The following is a 14873-nucleotide window of genomic DNA, read 5'->3' on the forward strand; positions in this document are numbered from 1 at the left end:
GGCATTTCTGTCATGCGGGACACTGCACCGTCTCGTGAATTCCTCAACGACCGGCGGCCCGGATTCGTTACCGCCACACCGGACTAACTGATATCCGGTGCGTTCGACTAGGTTCGGAGCATGTCTTCACAGCGTGCGGCCAGCTGGGGGTATGCCGAGGAATTCGTGCCCGAGCCCGAGGTCGTCGAACGAGCCCGGGTGCGCGGCGAGCAGCTCGGCTGCACCCCCATCGGCGCGGGCACCGGACCGGCGCTGCGGCTGCTCACCGCTGCGACGCATGCCAAGGCGGTCGTCGAGGTCGGCACCGGCGCGGGTTCGTCCGGCCTGTGGTTGCTGGCCGGTATGCCGGCCGACGGCGTGCTCACCACCATCGACATCAAGGCCGAGCACCAGAGCGCCGCTCGGCGGGCCTTCGCCGACGCAGGCATCGCCTCGGCGCGCACGCGCATCATCACCGGCAACGCGCTGCAGGTCATGAGCCGGCTGGCCGACCGCAGCTACGACATCGTCTTCGTCGACGCGCACAAGCCCGACTACCCCGCCTACGTCGAGGCGGCGGCCCGGCTGCTGCGCGCCGGCGGTCTGCTGCTCATCGACAACATGCTGTGGCACGACCGGGTCGCCGACCCCGCGGTCCGTGACGAGACGACCGTGCTGCTTCGCAATCTGGGCAAGCAACTGCGGGACGACCCGGACTGGACGACCACGATGCTTCCGGTCGGCGATGGGCTGTTCGGCGCCGTGAAGCATTGAGCCGACCTCGTCCGGACGACGCCATACGAGCAAGGCCGTACGAACAACGCTCCACTGCACGAGAACGGCCGCCCACAACTCGTGTGGGCGGCCGTTCTCGTGCAGTGGAGCAGTAGGGCGTGGTGTCAGCCGATGCAGCCGTCGATGGCCTCACCGAGGGCCGCGGCCTCCTCGGCGTTCATCTCGACGACCAGGCGGCCACCACCCTCGAGCGGCATACGCAGGAGAATGCTGCGGCCTTCCTTGGTGACCTCGAGAGGCCCGTCTCCGGTCCTCGGCTTCATTGCCGCCATCGGCTTTCCCCTTCCGTCCGCGTGGCTCAAATCCTCGGCCGCACCAATGCCACGCGGTGCTTGCGACGCCGGTCTTCCGGCGGGTGCGACCAACAGTCCTGCGCATTATTTCAGTTTCCGCGGCGCAGAGGGAAATCCTCGCCCCCGGATACCCTGCAGGCAGTCCCCCGGCGCGCCGATCGTGACCGGGCGACGCGCCCGTCAGCATCTCGAAGGAGACCACCCACATGAGCGATTCCGCAGTTGCCGCACCCGTCGTCACCGACCGGACGGGTGGTGTCGCCACGGTGCGCCTGGACCGACCCGAGGCGATGAACTCCTTGGACATCGCGACCAAGGAGGCACTGCTGGCCGCGTTGCAGGACGTCGCGGCCGACGACTCGGTGCGCTGCGTGGTGCTGACCGGCACGGGCCGCGCGTTCTGCGTCGGGCAGGACCTGAAGGAGCACGTCGGGTTGCTCGCCGACGGCGCCGACGCGTTGTTCACCACGGTGCCCGAGCACTACAACCCGATCGTCACGCTGCTGTCCACGATGGACAAGCCGGTCATCGCGGCGGTCAACGGCGTCGCTGCCGGGGCGGGCGCGGCGTTCGCGTTCGCGGCCGACCTGCGCATCGTCGCGGACACGGCCGGTTTCAACCTGGCCTTCACCGGCATCGCCCTGTCCAGCGACTCCGGGTCCTCGTTCTGGTTGCCGCGGCTGGTCGGCGTCGCCAAGGCCAAGGAACTGCTGCTGATGCCGCGGACGGTGCGCGCCGACGAGGCGATGGAGCTCGGGCTGGCCACCCAGGTGGTGCCGGCCGACGGTTTCGAGGCCGCGGTGCAGGAGATCGCCACCCGGCTGGCCGCCGGCCCCACCAAGGCGTATGGCGCCATCCGACGCGCCGTGGAGTTCTCGGCGACGCACACGCTGGCCGAGTCGCTCGCACACGAGGCCGAGCTGATGACCTCGACCGGCTCGACGCAGGACCACCGCGCCGCGGTCGACGCGTTCCTCGCCAAGGAGAAGCCGATCTTCGAGGGCCGCTGACCGGCCCTCCCATCACGAACGCGCAACCTTGTGAGAGTGGTCACGCGTGGCCGCGCCATACATGAAAGACTGCCGCCATGGCGGCGTTGATCTGGTTCGCGGGAGGGGTGTTGCTGGCCGCCGCCGAGGCGCTCAGCGGCGACTTCGTGCTGCTGATGATCGGTGGTGGGGCGCTGGCCGCCGCACTCGCGTCGTTCCTGGGCGCACCACTGTGGCTGGCGACGATCGTCTTCGCAGTGGTCTCGATCGGGCTGGTGTTCGGGCTGCGCCCGGTGCTCAAGCGGCACCTGCTCAGCACACCGGAGACACCCACCGGCATCGACGCACTGCGCGGCCAGGAGGCCACGGTGCTGCAGGCCTTCGGCAACGACGGGGGCCGGGTACGCATCGGCGGCGAGGTCTGGACGGCTCGGCCGGCCGACGAGAACGACACGTTCCGCACCGGCGAGAGCGTGATCGTCCAAGACATCGACGGCGCAACGGCCGTCGTGAAACGGGGAGATGACTCATGGCAGTCCTGATAGTTGTTGCAGTGATCGTGATCCTGGTGATCGCGATCGTCGCGAAGTCGGTGGCGCTGATACCGCAGGCGGAAGCCGCGGTCATCGAGCGCCTGGGTCGATACACCAAGACGGTGTCGGGCCAGCTGACCTTGTTGGCGCCGTTCGTGGACCGCGTCCGCGCCCGGGTCGATCTGCGTGAGCGGGTCGTGTCGTTCCCGCCGCAGCCGGTGATCACCGAGGACAACCTGACGGTCAACATCGACACCGTCGTCTACTTCCAGGTGACCGAGCCGCGCGCCGCCGTCTACGAGATCAACGACTACATCGTCGGTGTCGAGCAACTGACCACGACCACCCTGCGCAACGTCGTCGGCGGTATGACGCTGGAGGAGACACTGACCTCCCGCGAGACCATCAACGCGCAGTTGCGCGGGGTGCTGGATGAGGCCACCGGCCGCTGGGGCCTGCGTGTCGCGCGGGTGGAGTTGAAGTCGATCTTCCCGCCGCCGTCGATCCAGGAGTCGATGGAGAAGCAGATGAAGGCCGACCGTGAGAAGCGGGCGACCATCCTGGCGGCCGAGGGTCACCGGGAGGCTGCGATCAAGTCGGCCGAGGGTGACAAGCAGGGTCAGATCCTGGCCGCCGAGGGTGCCAAGCAGGCCGCGATCCTGGCCGCCGAGGGTGACCGGAAATCGCAGGTGCTCCGTGCCGAGGGTGAGCGGGCCGCCCGCTACCTGCACGCACAGGGCGAGGCCAAGGCGATCGAGAAGACCTTCAACGCCATCAAGTCCAGTCAGCCCACGCCCGAACTCCTCGCCTACGAATACCTGCGCATGCTGCCGGAGATGGCCAAGGGCGAGGCGAGCAAGGTCTGGGTCGTGCCCAGCGACTTCGGTTCCGCACTGCAGGGATTCGCCAAGTCGTTCGGTGCGCAGGGCGACGACGGCACGTTCCGTTACGAGGCACCGGCCGCCGAGGAGCGCGCACCCGTCGAGGACGACGACGTCGCCGAGTGGTTCACCTTGGAGCGCGACCCCGCCGTGGCCCAGGCGGTCGCCGACGCGGAAGCGGTCGCCCGGCAGACCACGGACATGGATGCTGCCCGGCTCGGACGGTCCAGCCTCTCGTCGACGCCGACTCCCCCGACGCCCCCGACGCCCGCACCGTCCACCTCGGTGCCGGAGCCGGACGATGCCGAGCCGGCGCCCGACGCGGGCGCGACGCAGGCCCACCCGCAGGTGCCGGGCCAGAGCGAGCACCAGCAGATCTCCGGCCCGCCGCCGGGCTACCCGCCGCAGGGTGTGCAGTTGCCCGGCCACCAGCCGCAGGCCGCTCCGCAGCCCCCGCCGCCCGGCCAGCCGGGACCGCAGGGCCCGAACCACCCGCAGCAGTAGGCAGTGACCTGAAGAGGGCGTGGATCCACCGGATCCACGCCCTCTTCGTCATACCCGCGTCAGATGGGGTCGCCGCTCGAATGCCGCAACACCAGCAAGGTCCAGCACCACCAGACCTGCCAGCCGAGACCCAGCCCGACCCAGATGAACGTCCGCCAGCCGACGAGCAGCCGCATCGCACGGTCCTTCCAGCCGGCCCCGACGAAGACGATCAGGATCGGGAACATGAAGAGCAGATAGCGGTAGGTGCTGGTCCAGGCGTCCAGCACGGCGAGCAGGTAGAACGCGTAGGCGAGCAGCCAGGTCCGCATGATCGGGCCCATCGCGTCGGCCCACGGGCCGACGGTGATCAGCAGGAAGCCCAGGATCAGGGTCATCAGCAACAGCACCGCCATGAGGCCGTTGCCGAGGAGCTGGTCGAAGTTGGCGACCCACGGCTGGAAGTAGACGATGTTGCCGTCGCTGCGCCAGGTCGCCATCGTGTCGGTGTATGCCGAGGGAACGCCGGTCCGCCACGCTGCGATCGCCGGCCACAGGCCGCCCGCGATACCGCAGGCCGCCAGGGTGGCGGCCATCGCGATCCACTCAGGCCGCCCGATCGGCCGGTCCTCACGCGCCCTCCACCGCAACCAGACCGCGACCAGTGCAACCACCCCCAGCGGCACTGCCACCGGGCGGGCGAGCCCCGTCGCCACCGCCGCGAGCGCCGCCAGCCACCACTGCTCGCGCTGCAGAGCGAGCAGCGCACCGATCAGCAACACGAGCGCGAGCGACTCGGTGTAGGTCATCTGCAACACCGGAGACGGCGGTGACGCGGCGAAGACACAGACCACGCAGAACGCGACCACCGGACCGACCTTGTCGCGCACCAGTACGGCCATCATCCCGACCGCGAGCGCGCCCAGCGCCAGTGACAGCAACGACCCGACCACCGCGAACGAACCGCCGGTGAGCGTCATCAGCAGCCGGACCATGCCGGGGTACATCGGGTAGAACGCCCACTGGTTCTGCTGGACCACGCCGCCGTCCTCGGGCAGCTTCGAGGGGTAACCCTCCTCGACGATCGTTTGGTACCAGCGGCCGTCCCACACGTGGGTCATCTGCCAGTAGTCCCGATGCCCGTCGGAGTAGAAGATGAAGCCCGGATCCTGCTGTGAGGAGACGAGCTGCATGACGACCGCCGAGAACAACCGCAGCACCAGGTATGCCGCAACGACGCAGACCAGGAGCCGGCGATCCAGCAGGTCCAGCCCGCGCGACCGCCATACCTGCAGGCGACCTGCGACGCCGACGGGTTGCCGATTCTGTGTCGTACCAGTCGAATTCGTGAGTGTCGTCATGATGTTCCCCGGAAACAACCGACGACGTGATCGTCGACCAGACCGCACGCCTGCATTGCGGCATACATGGTCGTGGGGCCGACGTGCGCGAAGCCGGCCTTCTTCAAAGCCTTTGCCAACGCTACGGATTCGGGGGTCTGCGCCGGGGTGTCACCGAGGCTGGCCGGTCGCCGGTGATCGACCGGCACGTGCGACCAGACGAGCTCGTCGAGTCCGCCCGCCTCGCGCAACCGCAGCACGGCCTGCGCGTTGGTGATCGCCGCGTCGATCTTGCGGCGGTTGCGGACGATCGCGGCGTCCTGCATCAGCCGGGCCACGTCGTCCGGCCCGTATGACGCAACGACCTCCGCGTCGAAGTCGGCGAAGGCCGCGCGGAACGCCGGACGCTTGCGCAGGATGGTGATCCATGCGAGACCGGACTGGAACGCCTCGAGTGTGATGCGTTCGTAGAGCGCCCGCTCGCCGCGCACCGGCACACCCCACTCCGTGTCGTGATAGGTCCGGTAGTCGTCGCTGCCGTCGGCCCAGCCGCAGCGCGCCATACCGTCCGGCCCGATGGCCAGGTCACCGCGCTCAGCCATGCTCGGCCTCCCGGACCATGCCGCGCACCACACGCCGATACAGGGGTATGGCGCTCAGCTTCGCCACCGGCGCGACCAGCCGTCGCAGCCGGTCGGATGCGGGACCGACGTCCGTGGTCCAGCGCAGCCGCGACCCGGTGCCGGCCGGTTCGACCTCGAGCAGGGCCCGGCCGCCGAGCAACCGGCCGAACTTGCGCAGCTCGCAGGAGCCGCGCTCCCCCGGTGGCTCCCAGCGCGTGACGACCATGCCATCGTGCAACCGCAGTGGGCCGAATCGTGTTGTGGCGCAAAGGCGTTGGCCGACCCCGGGGTCCCCTGACTCGACGCGCACGGTCGTCAGCGGGAAGAACCGGCCGTGACCGGACCAGTCGGTCGCCACCTGCCAGAGCCGGGCGACCGGCACGGTCGACTCCTGCGAGACCACTACGTCGAACACGCGGAGTCAGTCGCGCACGGGCCGCGCGTCGCCACGCAGCATCGCGATCTCGTCGTCGCGCGCCTGGAGCTCGGCGCGCAGTCGGTCGAGCACCTCGTCGACCTGGCCCATGCGGTAGCCGCGCAGCGTCTGGTCGAAGCGCACCTGCTCGACATCCTCCGCCGTGACCAGGCCGCGCGGCAGCGACTCGAAGGGCGACGTCCCCGTCGGATCCTCCAGGTGCGTGCCGAAGTGGCCGAGGATCGCGAAGACGACCAGGCCGATCACGACGACCAGGAGGGCTATGAGGAAGACCAGCACCCGCTCAGGGTAACCCGCAGCACCGTCAGGTCACCGCTCGTCCCGGACGCACGCCACGAGGCGTCACTCGGGTCGAGCTGCGCCGAGGTTCTCGCCGTCGGAGGTGATGATCCGCACCGCCTCCGCCGGATCGTCCACGATCTGCAGCCGGTGCAGGTCCTGCTCACCGACCATGCCCTCGGCATACAGGGTGTCGCGGATGAAGCCCAGCATCGGCTCCCAGAACTTCGTGCCCAGCAGCACGATCGGGAAGCTGGTGACCTTCTGGGTCTGCACCAGCGTGACGGCCTCGAAGAGCTCGTCGAGCGTGCCGAAACCACCGGGCAGCACGACATACCCCTGCGCGTATTTCACGAACATCGTCTTGCGCGCGAAGAAGTAGCGGAAGTTGACGCCGAGGTCGACATACGGGTTGAGCCCGGCCTCGAAGGGCAGTTCGATGCCGAGCCCGACGCTGGTGCCGCCCGCCTCGTGCGCGCCCTTGTTGGCCGCCTCCATGGCGCCCGGGCCGCCACCGGTGATGACCGCGTACCCGGCGTCGGCCAGCAGCCGCCCGAGCTCGACGCCCTTGGCGTAATGGTCACTGTCCGGCTTGATCCGTGCCGAGCCGAAGACGCTGACGGCAGGGCCGACCTCCGCGAGCGTGCCGAAACCCTCGACGAACTCGGCCTGGATACGCATCACCCGCCACGGGTCGGTGTGCACCCAGTTGGTGTCCTGCGACTGGTCGAGCAGTCGCTGGTCGGTCGTGGTCGACGGGACGTGGCGGCCGCGCAATGTGGTCGCACCCTTCCGGTATGCCTCTGGCTCGTTGGTCACGAGCCCAATCTCTCACGGTGACTCCCGCGGCGAATGACGGCTTCGTCGGCGAGTGACGGTCCGATCCGACCGTCACTCGCCGAAGAAGCCGTCATTCGCAAAAAAGGAGCACTCGATCAGCGGGTCAGGACAACCACCGGCGAAGTGCAGCGAAGGCGTCGGTGACCTGCTGCTCGGGGCAACGCTCGTCGTCGGTGTGCGCGAGGTTCGGATCGCCGGGGCCGAAGTTGACCGCTGGCACGCCCAGGGCCGAGAAGCGCGCCACATCGGTCCAGCCCTCCTTGGCCGTGACGGGCAGGCCGAGCGCGGCCACGAACGACGCCGCCGCCGCCGTGTCCAGGCCGGGCCGGGCGCCCGCCGCACAGTCGCCGAGCGTGACGTCATACCCGCTGAAGATCGCGCGCACGTGGGCCACGGCCTCCTCCGCGGACTTGTCCGGGGCGAAGCGGTAGTTGACCGTCACCGTGCACCGGTCGGGTATGACGTTGCCGGCGATGCCTCCACTGATGCCGACCGCGTTGAGCGCCTCGTGGTAGTCGAGGCCGTCGACGTTCACGGTCGCCGGTTCGTATGCCGCCAGCCGCGCCAGCACTTCCCCGGCGTCGTGGATCGCATTGTGGCCGTTCCACGGCCGCGCGGAGTGCGCGCTGATGCCCTTGGTGGCGACGTCGACCCGCAGCGTGCCCTTGCAGCCGCCCTCGATGCCGCCGTTGGTCGGCTCGAGCAGCACGGCGAAGTCGGCCGCCAGCCACTCGGGGTGCTGCGCGGCGATCCGGCGCAGGCCGTTGAACTCCTCCTCGATCTCCTCGCAGTCGTAGAAGACGAAGGTCACGTCGCGGGTCGGCTCGGTGATCGCCTGCGCGACCGCGAGCTGGACGGCGACGCCGCCCTTCATGTCGGTGGTGCCGCGACCGACCAGCAGACCGTCGACCCGCCGGGTCGGCAGGTTGGGCGGGTCGGTCAGCGGCACGGTGTCCAGGTGACCGGCGAGCACGACGCGCTCGTCGCGCCCGAGGTCGGTCCGCGCGACGATCGTGTTGCCGTCGCGGTCGACCCGCAGGTGGGGCAGCTTGCGCAGCGCCCGCTCGACCGCATCGGCGATCTCCTGCTCGTCACGACTCACCGACGGTATGTCGACCAGGTCCGCTGTGAGGTCGACGACATCTCGGGTCAGATCCAGTTCCGCCATACCGGCAATCCTCCCGTATGTCGCCCCGCCGGTGCGATGCCCATCCACCGACCGGGTCACGAAACCATCACGCCCCGTCACCTACGCTTGGCCCATGACTGAATCCCCGCGCGCCGCTTGGGGCTATGGCCTCGTCACCGAGACTTTCGACGGAGACATCCTCGACACCTGGTTCCCGCAACCCCGACTCGGCCAGGCACCCGCCGACGACCCGTATGCCGAACCCACCGAGCTGGCCTCCCTCGCGCGCGACTACCCGCGCCGGGGCGTGCGCACCCGCGTCGCGCGGGTCGTGATCGACCTCGACACACCGCCGGCGGACGCCTCCGACGCCTACCTGCGGCTGCACCTGCTCAGCCACCGGCTGGTGCTGCCCAACTCGATCAACCTCGACGGTCTCTTCGGGGTCCTGAACAACGTGGTGTGGACCAACCACGGCCCGTGTGCGGTCGCCGATTTCGAGCGCGTGCGGATCAAGCTCCGCCTCGACGGGCCGGTGCAGGTGTACGGCGTCGACAAGTTCCCGCGGATGACCGACTACGTCGTCCCGTCCGGAGTCCGCATCGCCGACGCCGACCGGGTGCGCCTGGGCGCCCACCTCGCCGAGGGCACCACCGTCATGCATGAGGGCTTCTGCAACTACAACGCCGGCACGCTGGGCACCTCGATGGTCGAGGGCCGCATCGTGCAGGGCGTCGTCGTCGGCGACGGCTCCGACATCGGCGGTGGCGCGTCGATCATGGGCACGCTCTCCGGTGGCGGCACGACTCGCGTGTCGATCGGCAAGCGCTGCCTGATCGGTGCCGAGGCGGGCATCGGCATCGCGCTCGGTGACGACTGCGTGGTCGAGGCCGGCCTCTACGTCACCGCGGGCACGAAGGTGACGCTCCCGGACGGCACGGTCGTCAAGGCGCTGGAGCTGTCCGGTCAGGACGGGTTGCTGTTCATCCGCAACTCCACGACCGGCGTGGTGGAGTGCCGCCCGCGCAAGGGGCACGGCATCGTCCTCAACGACGCGCTGCACGCCAACTGATCACCCTCGACAGAAGCAGCGCACCCTATGCCCCTACGCCGCAATCGCGCCAACAATCCCGGTGACCGCGAGGTCCATCGGTTGTATGGCGCATCCGCCGACGCGGGCGGCGGGATCCGGGACGACCTCCAGGACGAGTACGAGGAGGACGCGCGGCCGGCGCGCTACGCCCAGCACAGCGAGCGGCTGGCGCACGACCCGGAGGAGTACGACGAAGGACCGGTCGACGGCCTCGACCATGACCCCGAGGACGAGTCGGACTGGGCCGCTTTCGGTGAGGACGGCTTCTTCGAGGAGGAGCACCGACCGCGCGGTCCGATCCGTCGCACGCTGGGCTGCCTGATCCCGATCGCGCTGGTCGCGGGCATCGCCGGCGGCGGCTACCTCGCCTATCAGCACCTGGTCGACAACTTCGGTTCGCCGTCATGCAAGCTGGTCGCGAAAAGCTATGACTACCAGTGGGATCCGGACCAAACGCAGTCCGCGTCCACGATCGTCGCGGTCGGCGTCTACAAGAAGGGCGTGCCGACGCGTGCGGCGATCGTGGCGACCACGACCGCCATACAGGAGTCGAAGCTGCGCAACCTCGCGTATGGCGACCTGGACTCCCTCGGCCTCTTCCAGCAGCGCAAGAGCCAGGGCTGGGGCAGCGCCGAGCAGATCCAGGACCCGGTCTTCTCCAGCGGCTCGTTCTACAACGCGCTGCTGAAGGTCCCGAACTGGGAGACCATGCCGATCGGGGAGGCCGCCCAGGCCGTTCAGCACAGTGGCTTCCCGGACGCCTACGCGCAGCACGAGTCCCAGGGCGACGTGATCACTTCGGTGATGACCGGAGCGGTCCACGAAGGCATCGGCTGTCGCCTCGATCCGCCGAAGAAGAACGGCTCCGCCGCCCAGATCGCCCAGCAACTGTCCACCGAGAGCGGCCTGCGCGCGACAGCGAACGCGAAATCCGTTGACTACCAGGCGAAGTCGGTCGACGGCGCCTTCGCGGTCGCCTCCTGGGCCATCGCCCACGCCGACGCCGACAACATCACTGCGGTCACCGTCGGCGACCGTGCGTGGGAGCGCCACCGTGGGCGGGACGGCTGGAGCTGGCATCCCGCCAAGCAGTCGGCGGGCGGCCCCACGGCGGTGCGCATCGATGTGGAGACCGGCAAGTAGCGCTCGGGCAACCCATCCTGGCCCGAAAGTTCCCATTACCTACCGTTCAGTAGATACGCTGGTGTGACTCACCTCACTCCCTCGGAGGATCACCCATGCGTCTCTCCCGCACGACGTCGCTGTCCCTCGCCTGCGCCGGCACCGCGGCGGTTCTGTTCGCCACCGCGGCGGCACCCTCCGCGCGTGCGGAATCGGCCCTGCCCATCGGCGGGCTGGGCGACGCGGCCATCGGCTACACGTTCCACCCGGACTCATCCCCCGGCATGAACGACTGGACCTGCACGCCGAGCGCCGCCCACCCCAACCCCGTCGTGTTGCTGCCGGGCACCTTCGCCAACATCGGCGCCAACTTCGTCGCGCTGGCACCCATGCTGAAGAACGCCGGCTACTGCGTCTACGGCACCAACTTCGGTATGACGTGGCTCTCCATGGACGGGCGGGTCGGCGGGCTCGACACCGAAACCACCTCGGGCAACCAGGTCTCGGCGTTCATCAACAAGGTGCTGTCCTCCACCGGTGCGCAGAAGGTCGACATCGTCGGGCACAGCCAGGGCGGTTCGATGGGCATCAACTACCTGAAGCTGCACGACGGCGGCAACAAGGTCGGCACGTATGTCGGCTGGGGGCAGAGCTCGAACGGCACGACGCTGTCCGGCATCGTGACCGGTGGCCAGGCCCTCGGCGTCCTCGGCATCTTCAACGTCGGTTTCGCAGCACTCGGCGCGCCCGGCCTGCGCGATCAGCAGGTCGGCTCGGCATACAACAAGCAGACGGCGGCCATCCCGCTTCCGCAGGGTCCGAAGTACGTCACCATCCAGACCACGCGCGACGAAGTGGTGACGCCGTACGCCACCCAGTCGCTGCCGGGAGCGCAGAACATCGTGCTGCAGAACCTGTGCCCGAGCGATCAGGTCGGCCACGTCGGCCTGTTCCTCGACAGCCCGACGCTGCAGCTGACGATGAATGCCCTCGGCGGCGGACCGGCCGACTTCAAGCCCTCCTGCACCGACTACGGCCCGGCGGTCTAGACCACCGGTGACGGGCACCGCTGAGGCCAGGGCACGACCAGCGGACGCCCGCGAGACGACGACCACGGCAAAGGCCGGGCTGCGACGAACTTGTTCGTGCAGCCCGGCCTTCGCCGTGCGAGGAGTCGAAGCAGAAAGCTCAGCTCTGCGGGTAGTCGCGTGCGCCCTCACCGGTGTAGATCTGCCGCGGGCGGCCGATCTTGGTGGCCGGGTCCTCCATCATCTCGCGCCACTGGGCGATCCAGCCCGGCAGGCGACCGATGGCGAAGAGCACGGTGAACATCTCGGTCGGGAAGCCCATGGCCTTGTAGATCAGGCCGGTGTAGAAGTCGACGTTCGGGTAGAGCTTGCGCGAGACGAAGTAGTCGTCCTTGAGCGCGATCTCCTCCAGGCGCATCGCCATCTCGAGCTGCGGGTCGTTGACGCCCATCTTCGTGAGGATCTCGTCGGCCGACTTCTTGACGATGGCGGCGCGCGGGTCGTAGTTCTTGTAGACGCGGTGCCCGAAGCCCATCAGCTTCACACCGGTTTCCTTGTTCTTGACCTTCTCGACGAACTTGTCGACGTCGCCGCCGAATTCGCTCTCGATGCTGTCCAGCATCTCGAGCACGGCCGCGTTGGCGCCACCGTGCAGCGGGCCGGACAGTGCGTGGATGCCGGCCGAGATCGAGCCGAACAGGTTGGCGTGGCCGGAGCCCACCAGGCGCACCGTGGAGGTCGAGCAGTTCTGCTCGTGGTCCGCGTGCAGGATGAACAGCTGGTCCAACGCCCGCGCGACGACCGGGTCGATGTCGTAGTCCTCGGACGGGAACCCGAACGTCATCCGCAGGAAGTTCTCGACGAGGCTCAGCTTGTTGTCCGGGTAGAGCGTGGGCTGGCCCTGGCTCTTCTTGTGGGCGTAGGCCGCGATCGTCGGCAGCTTGGCCAGCAGACGCACGGTCGACAGCTCGATCTGGTCGCGATCGGTGATCGACAACGAGTCCTGGTAGAAGGTGCCGAGTGCGGACACGGCGGCGGAGAGCACCGACATCGGGTGCGCGTCGCGCGGGAATGCGGCGAGCAGGTCCTTCAGGTCCTCGTGCAGCATCGTGTGGCGACGAATGCGCTCGGTGAACTCCTCCAACTGGCTCGGAGTCGGCAGCTCACCGTAGATCAGCAGGTAGGAGACCTCGATGAAGGTCGACTTCTCCGCCAGCTGCTCGATCGGGTACCCGCGGTAACGCAGGATGCCGGCGCCGCCGTCGATGTAGGTGATCGCCGACTTGCAGGAGGCGGTATTGACGAAGCCGACGTCGAGGGTGACGTTGCCGGTTTCCCCCAACAGCTTCGAGATGTCGTAACCGTCGTTGCCCTCGGTTGCGGGGACGACCCCGAACTCGAGGGTCTTGTCCCCCGCCTGGAATGTGGCGGGTGCCTGGTCAGTCATATTTGCTTTCCGTCCTTATGCGTCAACCGGCGGCAATGCCGGGAAAGTCAGCGAAATCGACGGTACCTCAGGGTCTGGGCGCAGCCACCTGCGACCCCGTGTCAAGAAATCAGTCTCTTTGCCGCAGCGGAAATTCGCTCATCGGTTGCGGTGAGTGCAATGCGCACGTGCTGCGCTCCGGCCGCTCCGTAGAAGTCGCCGGGTGCGGCCAGGATGCCTCGGCCCGCGAGATCGTCGATGCTCTCGCGACAGGGCTTGCCCTGCGTGGCCCAGAGGTAGAGCCCCGCGTCGGAGTAGTCGATCTGCCAATTTGCTTGCAGCAGAGCGGCTTTCAGCTCTTCGCGTCGCGCGGCGTAGATCTGTTTCTGGACGGCGACGTGCTCGTCGTCCTGCACCGCAGCGTGTATGACGCGCTGCACCGGCCACGGCACGATCATCCCGGCGTGCTTGCGCACCTGCACCAGGCGCTGGACCAGCTGCGGGTCGCCGGCGACGAAACCGGCGCGATAACCGGCCAGGTTGCTCTGCTTCGACAGCGAATAGACCGACAAAAGGCCTTCGTGACTTCCGCCACAGACCCGGTCGTCCAGGATGCTCGGGGTCGTCAGGCCGTCCGGTTCGTCCCTCCAGTCGAGCTCCGCGTAGCACTCGTCGCTGGCCACGATCACGCCGCGCTGGCGCGCCCAGGCGACCACCTTCTTCAGGTGATCGACCGGCAGCACCTGCCCGTGCGGGTTGGCAGGGGTGTTGATCCACAACAGTTTCGGCGCCGTCGGGCCGAACTGCAGCAGGCTTGCCGCGGCACGCGGGGTCGCGCCGGCGAGGCGGGCGCCCACGTCATACGTCGGGTAGGCGATCTCGGGTATGCCGACCGTCGTGCCCGCGCCGAGACCGATCAGGGTCGGCAGCCACGCGACGAGCTCCTTGGTGCCGATGACCGGCATGACCGAGTTGGGATCGACGCCCGAGGCGTTGCGGCGGCGGGCGAACCAGCCGGCGATGGCTTCACGCAGGTCGGGCGTGCCCCACACCTGCGGATATCCGGGTGCGTCGGCGGCCGCCACGAGGGCGTCCTGCAGCACGCGCGGGGTCGGGTCGACGGGCGTGCCGACCGACAGGTCGACGATGCCGTCCGGATGGGCCGCGGCCCTCTTCTTGGCTTCCGCCAGCGAGTCCCAGGGGAAGTCGGGCAGGTCAGCGACGGGCATGGGAGTTCGCGGCGCCGATCACTCGTCGTGCTCTTGCGGCGGCAGCGCGGCGATCAGCGGGTGGTCGTAGTCGATGACGCCCATCTTCGCGGCGCCACCCGGGCTGCCGATCTCGTCGAAGAACTCGACGTTGGCCTTGTAGTAGTCGGCCCACTGCTCAGGAGTGTCGTCCTCGTAGTAGATGGCCTCGACCGGGCAGACCGGCTCGCATGCACCGCAGTCGACGCACTCGTCGGGCTGGATGTAGAGACTGCGCTTGCCCTCGTAGATGCAGTCGACCGGGCATTCCTCGATGCAGGCCTTGTCCTTGAGGTCGACGCACGGCTGTGCAATGACGTAGGTCATACGAAAAGGTCCTCCTGCTGGAAAGCATGC

At 68.5% G+C, this 14873-nt stretch carries 17 protein-coding genes; 7 read left to right on the top strand and 10 right to left on the bottom strand.

Annotated features, from left to right (window positions below):
* The first annotated feature begins 120 nt into the window (after positions 1-120).
* A complete protein-coding gene (locus VG502_RS04090) occupies positions 121-753 on the top strand; it encodes an O-methyltransferase (RefSeq protein ID WP_325548751.1) in 633 nt (210 codons plus the stop codon).
* Between the two features lie 125 nt (positions 754-878).
* Here VG502_RS04090 and VG502_RS04095 read toward each other — a convergent pair whose 3' ends face one another.
* A complete protein-coding gene (locus VG502_RS04095; RefSeq protein WP_325548752.1) occupies positions 879-1046 on the bottom strand; it encodes a DUF3117 domain-containing protein in 168 nt (55 codons plus the stop codon).
* 227 nt (positions 1047-1273) lie between these two features.
* Between VG502_RS04095 and VG502_RS04100 the strand changes: the two genes are divergently transcribed.
* The 3 genes from VG502_RS04100 to VG502_RS04110 all read left to right on the top strand — a co-directional run bounded on the left by VG502_RS04100 (position 1274) and on the right by VG502_RS04110 (position 3974).
* Complete coding sequence (locus tag VG502_RS04100; protein ID WP_325548753.1) at positions 1274-2077, top strand: enoyl-CoA hydratase/isomerase family protein; 804 nt, start codon at positions 1274-1276, stop codon at positions 2075-2077.
* Positions 2078-2154: 77 nt separating this feature from the next.
* Complete coding sequence (locus tag VG502_RS04105) at positions 2155-2598, top strand: NfeD family protein (RefSeq protein ID WP_325548754.1); 444 nt, start codon at positions 2155-2157, stop codon at positions 2596-2598.
* On the top strand, positions 2586-3974 hold the full coding sequence (locus VG502_RS04110; RefSeq protein ID WP_325548755.1) for an SPFH domain-containing protein: 1389 nt from the start codon (positions 2586-2588) through the stop codon (positions 3972-3974). The genes VG502_RS04105 and VG502_RS04110 overlap by 13 nt, the downstream gene beginning before the upstream one ends.
* 59 nt (positions 3975-4033) lie before the next feature.
* Here VG502_RS04110 and VG502_RS04115 read toward each other — a convergent pair whose 3' ends face one another.
* The 6 genes from VG502_RS04115 to dapE form a co-directional block, all read right to left on the bottom strand.
* On the bottom strand, positions 4034-5314 hold the full coding sequence (locus VG502_RS04115) for a hypothetical protein (protein ID WP_325548756.1): 1281 nt from the start codon (positions 5312-5314) through the stop codon (positions 4034-4036).
* The gene (locus VG502_RS04120) at positions 5311-5895 is read right to left on the bottom strand and encodes a DNA-3-methyladenine glycosylase I (protein ID WP_325548757.1); all 585 of its coding nucleotides are present in this window, start codon (positions 5893-5895) and stop codon (positions 5311-5313) included. The genes VG502_RS04115 and VG502_RS04120 overlap by 4 nt, the downstream gene beginning before the upstream one ends.
* Positions 5888-6331: an SRPBCC family protein gene (locus VG502_RS04125; protein WP_325548758.1), complete on the bottom strand. Its 444-nt coding sequence runs from the start codon at positions 6329-6331 to the stop codon at positions 5888-5890. The genes VG502_RS04120 and VG502_RS04125 overlap by 8 nt, the downstream gene beginning before the upstream one ends.
* A 6-nt stretch (positions 6332-6337) precedes the next feature.
* A complete protein-coding gene (locus tag VG502_RS04130) occupies positions 6338-6631 on the bottom strand; it encodes a DivIVA domain-containing protein (RefSeq protein ID WP_325548759.1) in 294 nt (97 codons plus the stop codon).
* A 63-nt stretch (positions 6632-6694) separates the two neighbouring features.
* A complete protein-coding gene (locus VG502_RS04135; protein WP_325548760.1) occupies positions 6695-7450 on the bottom strand; it encodes an LOG family protein in 756 nt (251 codons plus the stop codon).
* A gap of 124 nt (positions 7451-7574) precedes the next feature.
* Positions 7575-8639 (bottom strand): succinyl-diaminopimelate desuccinylase, encoded by a 1065-nt coding sequence (gene dapE, locus VG502_RS04140; RefSeq protein WP_325548761.1) that lies wholly within the window; start codon positions 8637-8639, stop codon positions 7575-7577.
* 94 nt (positions 8640-8733) lie between these two features.
* Between dapE and dapD the strand changes: the two genes are divergently transcribed.
* The 3 genes from dapD (at position 8734) to VG502_RS04155 (ending at position 11864) form a co-directional block, all read left to right on the top strand.
* On the top strand, positions 8734-9672 hold the full coding sequence (gene dapD, locus VG502_RS04145; protein WP_325548762.1) for a 2,3,4,5-tetrahydropyridine-2,6-dicarboxylate N-succinyltransferase: 939 nt from the start codon (positions 8734-8736) through the stop codon (positions 9670-9672).
* A gap of 27 nt (positions 9673-9699) precedes the next feature.
* Positions 9700-10836, top strand: a complete 1137-nt coding sequence (locus VG502_RS04150) for a hypothetical protein (protein WP_325548763.1) — start codon at positions 9700-9702, stop codon at positions 10834-10836.
* Positions 10837-10931: 95 nt separating this feature from the next.
* A complete protein-coding gene (locus VG502_RS04155) occupies positions 10932-11864 on the top strand; it encodes a lipase family alpha/beta hydrolase (protein ID WP_325548764.1) in 933 nt (310 codons plus the stop codon).
* A 139-nt stretch (positions 11865-12003) separates the two neighbouring features.
* Here VG502_RS04155 and VG502_RS04160 read toward each other — a convergent pair whose 3' ends face one another.
* The 3 genes from VG502_RS04160 to fdxA all read right to left on the bottom strand — a co-directional run bounded on the left by VG502_RS04160 (position 12004) and on the right by fdxA (position 14843).
* The gene (locus VG502_RS04160; RefSeq protein WP_325548765.1) at positions 12004-13290 is read right to left on the bottom strand and encodes a citrate synthase; all 1287 of its coding nucleotides are present in this window, start codon (positions 13288-13290) and stop codon (positions 12004-12006) included.
* Positions 13291-13391: 101 nt separating this feature from the next.
* Positions 13392-14498: a succinyldiaminopimelate transaminase gene (dapC, locus tag VG502_RS04165; protein WP_325548766.1), complete on the bottom strand. Its 1107-nt coding sequence runs from the start codon at positions 14496-14498 to the stop codon at positions 13392-13394.
* An 18-nt stretch (positions 14499-14516) separates the two neighbouring features.
* Positions 14517-14843, bottom strand: coding sequence for a ferredoxin (gene fdxA / locus VG502_RS04170; protein ID WP_325548767.1), 327 nt, complete (start codon positions 14841-14843; stop codon positions 14517-14519).
* Positions 14844-14873 lie beyond the last annotated feature (30 nt).

This window comes from Flexivirga sp. (assembly GCF_035551235.1).
Taxonomy (GTDB): Bacteria; Actinomycetota; Actinomycetes; order Actinomycetales; family Dermatophilaceae; genus Flexivirga.

Coding starts and splice junctions, on each gene's coding strand:
- dapC (WP_325548766.1), bottom strand. CDS start 14,498: ATGCCCGTCGCTGACCTGCCCGACTTCCCCTGGGACTCGCTGGCGGAA.
- VG502_RS04095 (WP_325548752.1), bottom strand. CDS start 1,046: ATGGCGGCAATGAAGCCGAGGACCGGAGACGGGCCTCTCGAGGTCACC.
- VG502_RS04115 (WP_325548756.1), bottom strand. CDS start 5,314: ATGACGACACTCACGAATTCGACTGGTACGACACAGAATCGGCAACCC.
- VG502_RS04110 (WP_325548755.1), top strand. CDS start 2,586: ATGGCAGTCCTGATAGTTGTTGCAGTGATCGTGATCCTGGTGATCGCG.
- VG502_RS04100 (WP_325548753.1), top strand. CDS start 1,274: ATGAGCGATTCCGCAGTTGCCGCACCCGTCGTCACCGACCGGACGGGT.
- VG502_RS04090 (WP_325548751.1), top strand. CDS start 121: ATGTCTTCACAGCGTGCGGCCAGCTGGGGGTATGCCGAGGAATTCGTG.
- VG502_RS04150 (WP_325548763.1), top strand. CDS start 9,700: ATGCCCCTACGCCGCAATCGCGCCAACAATCCCGGTGACCGCGAGGTC.
- VG502_RS04155 (WP_325548764.1), top strand. CDS start 10,932: ATGCGTCTCTCCCGCACGACGTCGCTGTCCCTCGCCTGCGCCGGCACC.
- dapE (WP_325548761.1), bottom strand. CDS start 8,639: ATGGCGGAACTGGATCTGACCCGAGATGTCGTCGACCTCACAGCGGAC.
- VG502_RS04160 (WP_325548765.1), bottom strand. CDS start 13,290: ATGACTGACCAGGCACCCGCCACATTCCAGGCGGGGGACAAGACCCTC.
- fdxA (WP_325548767.1), bottom strand. CDS start 14,843: ATGACCTACGTCATTGCACAGCCGTGCGTCGACCTCAAGGACAAGGCC.
- VG502_RS04105 (WP_325548754.1), top strand. CDS start 2,155: ATGGCGGCGTTGATCTGGTTCGCGGGAGGGGTGTTGCTGGCCGCCGCC.
- dapD (WP_325548762.1), top strand. CDS start 8,734: ATGACTGAATCCCCGCGCGCCGCTTGGGGCTATGGCCTCGTCACCGAG.
- VG502_RS04120 (WP_325548757.1), bottom strand. CDS start 5,895: ATGGCTGAGCGCGGTGACCTGGCCATCGGGCCGGACGGTATGGCGCGC.